10 protein-coding genes are annotated in these 9,718 nt (G+C 72.3%); 4 read left to right on the forward strand and 6 right to left on the reverse strand.

All coding sequences use genetic code 11. The features are described 5' to 3' along the window. The first annotated feature begins 149 nt into the window (after positions 1-149). Together ACXJMZ_RS18190 and ACXJMZ_RS18195 are read left to right on the forward strand one after the other, a co-directional pair. Positions 150-1,067, forward strand: a complete 918-nt coding sequence (locus ACXJMZ_RS18190) for a 5-dehydro-4-deoxyglucarate dehydratase (protein ID WP_457031095.1) — start codon at positions 150-152, stop codon at positions 1,065-1,067. A gap of 59 nt (positions 1,068-1,126) precedes the next feature. Beyond that, positions 1,127-2,218 carry a hypothetical protein gene (locus ACXJMZ_RS18195; protein WP_457031096.1) on the forward strand — a complete coding sequence of 364 codons (1,092 nt, stop codon included), beginning with the start codon at positions 1,127-1,129 and terminating at the stop codon, positions 2,216-2,218. On the opposite strand, the gene ACXJMZ_RS18200 is transcribed toward ACXJMZ_RS18195, so the two are convergent. Together ACXJMZ_RS18200 and ACXJMZ_RS18205 are read right to left on the reverse strand one after the other, a co-directional pair. Then, a complete protein-coding gene (locus tag ACXJMZ_RS18200) occupies positions 2,208-3,146 on the reverse strand; it encodes a threonine/serine dehydratase (protein ID WP_457031097.1) in 939 nt (312 codons plus the stop codon). The genes ACXJMZ_RS18195 and ACXJMZ_RS18200 overlap by 11 nt on opposite strands. 60 nt (positions 3,147-3,206) lie before the next feature. Further along, entirely contained in the window at positions 3,207-4,091 is an 885-nt protein-coding gene (locus ACXJMZ_RS18205) for a helix-turn-helix domain-containing protein (RefSeq protein WP_457031098.1), read from the reverse strand. A 142-nt stretch (positions 4,092-4,233) separates the two neighbouring features. Here ACXJMZ_RS18205 and ACXJMZ_RS18210 point away from each other — a divergent pair, with 142 nt between their 5' ends. Then, positions 4,234-5,085: an aldo/keto reductase gene (locus ACXJMZ_RS18210; RefSeq protein WP_457031099.1), complete on the forward strand. Its 852-nt coding sequence runs from the start codon at positions 4,234-4,236 to the stop codon at positions 5,083-5,085. Here ACXJMZ_RS18210 and ACXJMZ_RS18215 read toward each other — a convergent pair. The 4 genes from ACXJMZ_RS18215 to ACXJMZ_RS18230 form a co-directional block, all read right to left on the reverse strand. After that, positions 5,060-5,923 carry a rhamnogalacturonan acetylesterase gene (locus ACXJMZ_RS18215; protein ID WP_457031100.1) on the reverse strand — a complete coding sequence of 288 codons (864 nt, stop codon included), beginning with the start codon at positions 5,921-5,923 and terminating at the stop codon, positions 5,060-5,062. The genes ACXJMZ_RS18210 and ACXJMZ_RS18215 overlap by 26 nt on opposite strands. Then, positions 5,920-7,023, reverse strand: coding sequence for a pectinesterase family protein (locus tag ACXJMZ_RS18220; protein ID WP_457031101.1), 1,104 nt, complete (start codon positions 7,021-7,023; stop codon positions 5,920-5,922). The genes ACXJMZ_RS18215 and ACXJMZ_RS18220 overlap by 4 nt, the downstream gene beginning before the upstream one ends. 66 nt (positions 7,024-7,089) lie before the next feature. After that, positions 7,090-8,400, reverse strand: a complete 1,311-nt coding sequence (locus ACXJMZ_RS18225; protein WP_457031102.1) for a pectate lyase family protein — start codon at positions 8,398-8,400, stop codon at positions 7,090-7,092. 205 nt (positions 8,401-8,605) lie between these two features. Further along, the gene (locus ACXJMZ_RS18230) at positions 8,606-9,388 is read right to left on the reverse strand and encodes an IclR family transcriptional regulator (protein ID WP_457031103.1); all 783 of its coding nucleotides are present in this window, start codon (positions 9,386-9,388) and stop codon (positions 8,606-8,608) included. A 60-nt stretch (positions 9,389-9,448) separates the two neighbouring features. Between ACXJMZ_RS18230 and ACXJMZ_RS18235 the strand changes: the two genes are divergently transcribed. Beyond that, positions 9,449-9,718: hypothetical protein (locus tag ACXJMZ_RS18235; protein WP_457031104.1), on the forward strand; the 270-nt coding region annotated here is incomplete at its 3' end.

The following is a 9,718-nucleotide window of genomic DNA, read 5'->3' on the forward strand; positions in this document are numbered from 1 at the left end:
GCTGTTCACATTCGTGGACACCCTAGGGAGACGTTGACGGGTCGTCAACCCTCTGTGTGGCCATACAGCGTTCACAGATGTGGACTGCGGTCAGAATGCTGTATAACGCTGGAACATCCACCCCCGCGCCTCGCTAGGAGCGATCCGCCATGCCTGCTCTCGTCGACCGCCTCGACGGTCTGCTGTTCTTCCCCGTCACCGCCTTCGCCCCCGACGGTGCTCTGGACCTGACCACCTTCCGCGCGCACGTCAGGGCCCGGATCGACGACGGGGCCGCCGCCGTCTTCGCCGCCTGCGGCACCGGCGAGTACCACGCGCTCGGCCTCGACGAGTACGAGGCTGTCATCGCCGCAGCCGTCGAGGAAACCGCCGGAGCCGTGCCCGTGGTGGCCGGTATCGGCCACGGCACCGCGCTGGCCCTGGAGTTCGTCCGGCGGGCCGAGCGGGCCGGCGCGGACGGCCTGCTGGCGCTGCCGCCGTACCTGGTCAAGCCCTCGCAGGCGGGACTGCTGCGGCACTACACCGAACTGGCCGAGGCGACCCGGCTGGAGCTCATCGTCTATGCCCGGGACAACGCCGTGCTCGACCCGGAGACCGTGGTCCGGCTCGCCGAACTCCCCAACGTGGTGGGCTACAAGGACGGCATCGGCGACCTGGACCGGATGCAACGGATCGTCAGCGCCGTTCGCACCGCGCACCCGGACATGCCGTTCCGCTACTTCAACGGCCTGCCCACCGCCGAGCTCACCGGCCTCGCGTACCGGGGCATCGGCGTCACCCTGTACTCCTCCGCCGTGTTCTGCTTCGCGCCCGACCTCGCGCTCGCCTTCCACGCCGCGCTGAACAGCGGCGACGACGAGACCGCCAACCGCCTGCTGGACGGCTTCTTCGGTCCGCTGGTCGAGCTCCGCAACCTGGGCTCCGGCTACGCGGTCTCGCTGGTCAAGGCCGGGGTCCGACTGGACGGCCTGGACGTCGGCCAGGTCCGCTCCCCGCTCACCGAGCCCGCCGCCGAGCACGTCTCCCAGCTGGCCGAACTGATCAAGCACGGCCGCTCGCTGCTCTGACCGACTCCCCGTCGGCGCCGGCCCGCCCGCSGGGCGCCCCCTCACCCTGGAGCACTGCCGTGCGGACCTCCGCCTTCCTCTACCCCTGGGATGTCGTCGGCGACCCGGACGCCGCGCCCCGTCTCGCCGATCTGGGCCTGGACCAGATCACGCTGGCCTCGGCCTATCACTCCACCCGGGCGCTGACCCCGCGTCACCCCAGCCGGCGGATCGTCACCGCCCGGCACTCCGCCGTCTACTACCCGCCCGGCCATTGGCACGGGCTCAGCCCGTACCCGCAGAGCTGGCTCGACTCACCGGACCCGTTCGGCGAGGCCTGCGTCGCGCTGCTCGCCGCCGGCCTGGACGTGCACTCCTGGGTGGTGCTCGCCCACAACTCCCGGCTGGGGGAGGAGAATCCGCGGTGCTCCGTGCTGAACGCCTACGGCGAGCGCTACGCCTGGGCGCTCTGCATCGCGCAGCCCGAGGTGGTCGAGTACGGCGCGGCGCTCGCTGCCGAAGCCGCCGTCCGGCCCGGGGCGAGCGGCGTCGAGCTGGAGTCCTGCGGCTGGTACGGATTGGCGCACCTGCACGCCCACGACAAGATCGGCGGCGTACTGCTGGGCCCGGTCGGGCAGTTGCTGATGTCGCTCTGCTTCTGCCCGTCCTGCTCGGCTGTCTGCCCGCCCGAGCTCCGCCCAGCAGTGCTGGCCGCCCTGGCTCCGCTCTGGCGGGGCGCACCGGACCCGGCCTCGCTCTCAGCGGCTCTCGGCCCCGACCTGGCGGCTGTCACCCTGACCCACCGCTCCACCGCCGCCCGGCAGTTCCAGCTCGCCGCGATCACCGCCGTCCGCGCCGCTGCCCCACCTGGCTTCCGTATCCTCCTGCACGCCGACCCCACCCCGCACCACTACGGCCCCAACCCGGGCGTCGACGTGGACTGGCTGCTCGGTCACGCCGACGGTCTGGTGATCCCCGCCCCGCTGCTACCCGCCGCCGCCACCCCGCACCGCCGTCCTGGCACCGTCCTCGCCGCCAACCTCGGCATCGTGGCGGGCATGGGCGGCGCCTCACCAGTCGCTGTGCCCGAAGCAGACGAACTCCGCCTCTACCACGCCGGGTTGGCCTCGGATGCGGACCTGGCCGCGCTGGGGCGGCTGCTCAACCCCTGACCGGCCCGAGGTCGCGGGGGTCCGTGTTGGCGCCGCAGAGGATGACGGCGACCGTCTCGTCCGGGTCCGGGACGTAGGCCGAGGTGGTGAGGGCCGCCAGGGCGGTGGCTGCCGCGTGTTCGGTCGCGAGGCGGTGGTCGGCCCAGAGGGTCTGGCGGGCGGTGGTGATGGCGAGGTCGGGGACCAGGACGGAGTGGACGTCCGGGTGCTGGGCGGCGGCCAGGGCGGTGCGGGAGACGCGGCGGGCGCCGAGGGAGTCGGCGGCGACGGAGTCGACCGGGACGTCCACCGGGTGGCCTGCGGCGAGGGCGGCGTTGAGGGCGCGGCAGTTCTCGGGTTCGACGGCGACCACGCGGAGGCCGTGGTGGCGGGCGGCGGTGGCCACACCCGCGAACAGGCCGCCGCCGCCGACCGAGAGGACGACGGTGTCGAGGGCTGGGATCTGACGGTGGATCTCGTCGAGCAGGGTGCCCGCGCCGGCCGCGATCAGGGGGTGGTCGTAGGCGTGTGAGGCGAGGGCGCCGGAATCGGCGGCGAAGGAGGCGCAGGCGGCCAGGGCTTCGGCGTACTCGGTGCCGACCAGGCGGACGTCCGCGTCGTACGAGCGGAGCTTGGCGACCTTGACCGGCGGAGCGGTCTCGGGGAGGAAGACGGTGGCGGGCACACCCTGCTGCCGGGCGGCCCAGGCGCAGGCGAGGCCCGCGTTGCCGCCGGAGGCGATGGTGACGCCGGCGGGCGGGAGGGTGCCGGCCTCGCGGTGGGCGGCGAGGAAGTTCTGCGCGCCTCGGGCCTTGAAGGAGCCGGTGTGCTGGAGCTGCTCGAGGGCGAACCAGAGCCGGTCCCCGGCGGGAGCGACCGGGACAGGGCGGACCCGGCCTTCGATCCGGTGGGCGGCGGCCTTGACGTCGTCGTAGCTGAGGAGATCCACTCGGCGAGCCTACTGAACTGGGGCACGAACGGGTTCGGCGGCAGCACAGCTGCGCCTGGATCAGCGGGGGATGTCGGCGTCAGGCGTCGAGGGTCGGCTGTGCGGGGTGCTCCAGCTGGCGAGGAGGTTGAGGGCGTCGGCGTCGCGGCTGCCGGGCGGGACGCTGCACAGGATGAGGTAGAGACCGTCGTCGGCGGTGAGCTGGGTGGTCTCGTAGGTGAAGGTGAGTTCGCCGACGAGAGGGTGGTTGATGCGTTTCGCGCCGGCGCGGTGCTGCCTCACGTCGTGGCGGGCCCAGCGTTGGCGGAAGGTGTCGCCGCGGGTGGAGAGTTCGCCGATCAGGTCGGACAGGGCCTTGTCGTAGGGGTTGCGGCCGACTTCGGCGCGCAGGGTGGCGACGTTCTGGTCGGCGACGGCGTCCCAGTCGGGGTAGAACGCGGGGGCGGCGGGATCGAGGAAGGTGAAGCGGGCGGCGTTGGCCGGGCGGGCGGGGCTGTCGAAGACCGGGGCGAACAGGGCGCGGGCGAGGGTGTTGCCGGTCAGCAGGTCCAGACGGGCATTGCGGATGTAGGCGGGAACACCGCCGATGGTCTCCACCAGGTTCCGCAGGCCGGGGCGGACAGGCTGCCGGGTGGGGCGGAGCACGGTGCCGGCGGCGTTGGCGGCGCGCACGAGGTCGAAGAGGTGGGCACGTTCGGCGTCGTCGAGCAGCAGGGCGCGGGCGATGGCGTCGAGAACCGCGTCGGTGGCGCCGCGGGCGTCACCGCGCTCCAGGCGGGTGTAGTAGGGGACGCTGACGCCGGCGAGCTGGGCGACCTCCTCGCGGCGCAGGCCGGGCACGCGGCGCGCGCCGGAGAGCGGGGAGAGGGTGAGGCCGGCCTGCTCGGGGGTGACGCGGGTGCGGCGGGTGGTGAGGAAGTCGCGGATCTCGCTGCGTCGGTCCATGCTCCGACCCTACGGCCGGTCACCTCGTGGAACACCGGCGTGGGGGACCTCGTCAGGGTCTGCTTGACGGTCCCGGTGACACGCTGGGCGGTGTTGGCTGGAGGACATGCCACACCAGCCCGTTCTCTCGTAGGAGCCCCCCGTGCAGCACATCACCCTCGACAACGGCGTCCGGATGCCCGTCCTCGGCTTCGGCGTCTACCAGATCCCCGCCGACGACACCGAGCGGGCCGTGACCGACGCCCTGGCCGCCGGCTACCGCCTCCTCGACACCGCCGCCGCGTACGGCAACGAGGAAGCCGTCGGCCGGGCCGTCAAGAACAGCGGCATCCCCCGTGCGGACCTGTTCGTCACCACCAAGCTGTGGGTCCAGGACGCCCCCGCCCAGGACAACACCCGCCGCGCCCTCGAGACGTCCCTGACCAAGCTCGGCCTGGACCACGTCGACCTGTACCTGATGCACCAGCCCTACGGCGACGTCTACGGCCAGTGGCGCGCCGTGGAGACCGCCAACCGCGAGGGCCTGGCCAAGGCGATCGGCGTCGCCAACTTCTATCCCGACCGCCTTCTCGACCTGATCATCAACAACGAGATCACCCCGGCGGTCAACCAGATCGAGACCCACCCCTTCTTCCAGCGCGTCCCCGACCACACCCTGATGCGCGAGCACGGCGTCCAGCACCAGGCCTGGGGCGGCTTCGCCGAAGGCAAGAACAACCTGTTCACCCACCCCGTCCTCAGCAAGATCGGTGACGCCCATGGCAAGTCCGTGGCCCAGGTCGTGCTCCGCTGGCTGATCCAGCGCGACATCGTCACCATCCCCAAGTCGGTCAGCCCCGACCGGATGGCGCAGAACATCGACGTCTTCGACTTCGAGCTCGACCCCGACCAGATGTCCGACATCGCCGCCCTCGACACCGGTGCGACCCTCTTCTTCGACCACCGCGACCCCGAGATGGTCGCCTGGCTCAGCAAGCGCCGCCTGGACAACTGAGCACGGACAAGGGAACACCAGCCTCGCGCCGGACGGCGGGCCAGTCGAGCCGGTCGTCGGCCACCGGATCGTCCGGGCGGCGGAGGCTGCCGGGCGGGAGCAGCCGTCGGCGGTGCAGTTCGGTGGCGACCAGGCGGGCCACCTCGATGGCGCCGTGCGCCTGGAAGTGGGTGTTGTCGCTGACTCCGGCCGGGTAGTTGGGGTGGGTACCGGGCGGGAGCCAGAGGAAGTGCTGCTTGGTGGCCTCTGCGCCGAGCTGCTCCCAGCGCGCCAGGCTGAGGGCGGTCAGGTCGATCAGCGGTACGTGCTCACGGGCGGCCAACTCCCGCATCGCCTGCGGGTACTGGCCGAGCGAGGCGTACGCGTGGCCGTCGGCGTCGAAGCGGCGCCGTTCGACCGAGGTGACCAGGATCGGCAGGGCGCCGCGTCGGCGGGCGCCGTCCAGGTAGCGCAGCAGGTACTCCTGGTAGGTGGTGAACGGGTCCGTTCCGCGGGCCGGGTCGGTGATCTTCTGGTCGTTGTGGCCGAAGGAGACCAGCAGCCGGTCGCCGGGCCGAAGGTCCGTCAGGATGCCGTCCAGCAGGCCGAGATCGGCGAAGCTCTTCGAGCTGGCCCCGGACAGCGCCCGGTCGTCCACCCGGAGCCGGGAGTTGGCGAAGACCGGCAGGGCCTGGCCCCAACCGGCCCGGGGCGCCTCGGTGGTGCGGTACACCGAGGCGGTGGAGTCCCCGGCCACGTACAGCGTGGTCCGAGTGGCGGCGGAGGCCGAGGGCGCGCCGAGGGCGGCGACCAGCGGGGCGGCCAGGGCCGCGCGGCGGGTGAGTCGGGGCATCGTCATTTCCAGGGCTGCCAGGCGTCGGAACCGGTCAGGTACGTCTCGCGGGTGTGCGCGGCGGCCTGGGTGGCGGTCAGCTGCGGGCGGTTGGCGGGGACGGTGACGACCGCGCCCGGGCCGGTGTTGGCGTACTCGGCGAAGCGCTGGTTCTGCCACGGGTAGGAGGCGGACATGTTGGCGTACGGGGCACCGGCGTTGATGCCCGCGCCGATGGTGCTCCGGCGGACCGTCAGCATCGGTCGGGCGGTGGTGTCACTGCTCGGCACCCATGGACGGGCCACGCAGTAGGCGGCCGTGGGGGCGGTGCTGGTGAAGGTGCACCCGGTGGCCAGGAAGCCGCGCGGGTTGGCCACGGCGGTGCTGGGGGCGAACACGAAGCCCTGCGGGGTGAAGGCCACCGCCCGGGCCAGGGTGCGCAGTTCGCAGCCGTCGAGGACGGCGGTGGCCCGGCCGAAGACGAAGTCGACGTCTCCCTCGACATAGCACTGCCGGTAGTACTGCCGGGCGAAGACGCCAAGGCCGGCGGAGTCCGCGTACAGGGTGTCCTGGTGGCCGAGGAAGCGGCAGCGGTGGAACGCCGACCGGTCGCCGACCGCCTTGACCGCGACGGCCTGGGTGCCGGTGAACTCCGGGTGGTCGGCGCGCAGCCAGTCGTTGGCGAAGGTGACGTCCCGGGCGGTGAACCCGTCCGCGAGCAGGGTGACGGTGGCACTGCCGGAAGTGCCGTAGGTGCCGCCGCCGGGTTTGGCGGTGCCGGCGGCGTTGTTGTAGACGATCACCACGTCGGTGGCCCTGGCGGTGCCGCCGAGCAGGGTGAGGTACCGGCGGTCGGCGGTGACCAGCACGGTCTCCCGGTACGTCCCGGCGGCCAGCACGACGGTCCAGCCGGTGGCGGAGGCGGTGCCGGTGGGAGTGGCGGAGACGGCGGCCTGGACCGTGCGATGGTCGCCGGTGCCGGCCGGATCGACGTACAGGGTACGGGAGTTGAGCCGGGCGGTGGGGCTGCCGTAGCTGCCCCACTTCCCGGCGGCACGGGCCGGGCCGGCGCTGCTGCCGACCAGCAGGGCGGCCGAAGTGAGCAGGAAGGAACGACGGGTGGGCATGCGGCTCTCCTGGAAGAGGGCGCCGGCGCGGTGGGGGCGCGCGCCGGGGCCGTGCGGGAGGGAGGGTCAGATCCTGCCGACGCCGGCGGCGGCGGTCACGGCGGCGGGCACGGCCGAGGCGGTGTGCACGGTGAGCCGCAGCGACGGCGTCCAGCCCGCCGAGGTGCCCAGCGTGCTGCTGGAGTGGGCGGCGTTGTAGGCGGCGATCAGGTCGGTGGTGGTGCCGTTCACCGAGTTGTTGTTCGCGGTCAGTGCGGTGCCGCTGAGCTTGCTCAGCACCGAGGAGGCCGCGACGCCGGAGGGCAGCTTGAAGTAGTTGTACTGGGCCACGACGGCCGAGCTCTTGCCGACGCCGAGGCTGTACCCGTAGTTGCCCGCGGTGGGCACGAAGTAGTTGTTGTAGACGTCGACCTGGCCGAACCGCACCCGGGGCGCGCGCTCCACGGTGTTCTGCCAGAGGTTGTGGTGGAAGGTGACCCGGAGCTTGCCGGTGTCCACCGTGGAGCTGTCGCTGTTGCCCACCAGGATGGTCTTGTCGTGGTCCTTGAAGATGTTCCAGGAGGCGGTGACGTAGTCGGCGCCCTTCACCACGTCGAGCTGGCCGTCGTGCACCTGGTAGGACCGGCCGAAGTACTTCGGCTGGTTGGCGTCGACGTTGGCACCGTCGGTGAAGGTGTTGTGGTCGACCCAGACGTGGGTGGCGTTGTAGGCGACCAGGCTGTCGTACATCGAGTTCCAGTTGCCGGTGGAGCCGTCGGTCGGGTCCCACTGCGGGAAGCAGTCGGCGGCGTCCTCGAAGGTGACGTTCCGGATGATCACGTTGTCCACGTTCTTCACCACCAGCCCGCCACCGAGCAGCTTGCCGCCGTTGATCCCGACGACGGTGGTGTTGGCGCCGACGTTGATCTGCACCCTGGCGGCCTGGGCCTTCTGCGAGGCGACCCGGGCGTCCTCCTGGGTGCCGGACGGCACCTTGGAGGTGCCCCAGACCGCCGGGTCGTACGCGGCCAGGTACTTGGCCAGGGTGTAGCCGCCGGTCTGGTAGGCGGAGCAGGCCAGGTGGGAGTTGGAGTCGTTCACGTTCAGGTCGATGGTGCCGGAGATCTGGATGATCTTCGCGGTGGCGTTGGAGCCGTTGCTCGAGTTGCTGCCGCCGAGCGCGGCGACCAGCTGGGCCCGGGTGGTGACCGTGACGGTGTGGGCGGCGTCGGCCTTGCTGCCGCCGGTGGTCCCGGTGGTGGCCGAGCCCCAACCGTCCTTCGCGGTCAGGACGGTGTGCGCGACATCGGCTGCGGCGGCCGGAGTGACGGTGGCACAGGTGGCGCCGAGCAGGGCGGCGGTGCAGGCGAGCAGGGCGGTGCGGCGGGGAACGCGCATGGCGAAACTCCTCGGACGTGACGTCGGGTGGGGAGGAGAATGCGAGGGCGATACGCTCCGACTGGGTTCAAGGACATGAACCACGGTCGCATCCATGGCCGGGACGATAGGCAGCCCGGACGCCCGCGGTCAAGAGGCCGGGCGGGGCCGGAAACGGCAGAGCCCCGCACCGAAGTGCGGGGCCCGGACGGAAATTGACGGCGAGTCAGAGGTGCCGGGTGGCCAGCGTCAGCCGGTCCCGGGCGTCGAACAGGGCCTCCCGGATCTGCTCCTCCCGGCCCGGCGTCAGCCGTGCCACCGGCACCGACACGCTCACCGCGTCCCGGGCCGGGGTCCGGTACGGCACCGCGACGCCGAAGCAGCGCAGCCCGAGGGTGTTCTCCTCGCGGTCCACCGCGTAGCCGCGCTCGCGGATCTCGTGCAGCTCGGCGATCAGCTGCTCCCGGTCGGTGTGGGTGTGCTCGGTGATCGGCTCCAGCTCGGCGGGCAGCAGCTGCCTGATCCGCTCGTCCGGGTGGGTGGCCAGCAGCGCCTTGCCGTGCGAGGTGCAGTAGGCGGGCAGCCGCCGCCCGATCCGGGTGAACGGCCGCAGGCTGTGCTGGGACTGACGGGTCGCCAGGTAGACCACGCTGGCGCCGTCCAGGCGGGCCAGGTGGATGGTCTCCCCGGTGTCCTCGGCCAGTCGGTCCAGGGCCGGCCTGGCCAGCGCCACCACCTCGTCGCCGTCGATGTAGGAGCTGCCCACCAGCAGGGCCCGCACCCCGATCCCGTACCGGGTGCCGGTGCCGTCGGTCTCCACCCAGCCGAGCTCGACCAGGGTCCGCAGCAGCATGTACAGGCTGCTCTTCGGGTAGCCGGTCTGCTCCTGCACCTCGGCCAGGCTGTGCATGCCGGGGCGGCCGGCGAAGTACTCCAGCAGCTCGACGGTGCGGACCGCCGACTTGACCTGTGCGCCGCCGCCGGGGCCGGAGTTGGCCGTCGAATCCATGCGTGCTTGACCCCTTCTGTCGCGCGGCGTAGCGTTCCGCGAGGTTCAACCATTCGTACGGTGTTCAGCATACTGAACAGACCCGGGCTGTGGGAGGCCGGGCGCCGCAGTTCCGGCGGACGCCGCCCGACCGGTGGCCCGGCCGAGGAGGCCCGCGCAGTGCTGTCAGATACCCGTCGCCCCGTCCACACCTCCGACCCCAGGACCGGCGAGCCCGGAGCAGCGGTGGCCGTCGAGTCGGGCCCCGAGCAGGTCGACCGGGCGGTACGCGCTGCCGCTGCTGCCGCCCCCGCGCTGGCCGACCGCGCCGTCCGGGCCGCCCTGCTGCGC

This window comes from Kitasatospora sp. P5_F3 (assembly GCF_054049135.1).

Coding starts and splice junctions, on each gene's coding strand:
- ACXJMZ_RS18225 (WP_457031102.1), bottom strand. CDS start 8,400: ATGCGCGTTCCCCGCCGCACCGCCCTGCTCGCCTGCACCGCCGCCCTG.
- ACXJMZ_RS18230 (WP_457031103.1), bottom strand. CDS start 9,388: ATGGATTCGACGGCCAACTCCGGCCCCGGCGGCGGCGCACAGGTCAAG.
- ACXJMZ_RS18205 (WP_457031098.1), bottom strand. CDS start 4,091: ATGGACCGACGCAGCGAGATCCGCGACTTCCTCACCACCCGCCGCACC.
- ACXJMZ_RS18215 (WP_457031100.1), bottom strand. CDS start 5,923: ATGACGATGCCCCGACTCACCCGCCGCGCGGCCCTGGCCGCCCCGCTG.
- ACXJMZ_RS18190 (WP_457031095.1), top strand. CDS start 150: ATGCCTGCTCTCGTCGACCGCCTCGACGGTCTGCTGTTCTTCCCCGTC.
- ACXJMZ_RS18220 (WP_457031101.1), bottom strand. CDS start 7,023: ATGCCCACCCGTCGTTCCTTCCTGCTCACTTCGGCCGCCCTGCTGGTC.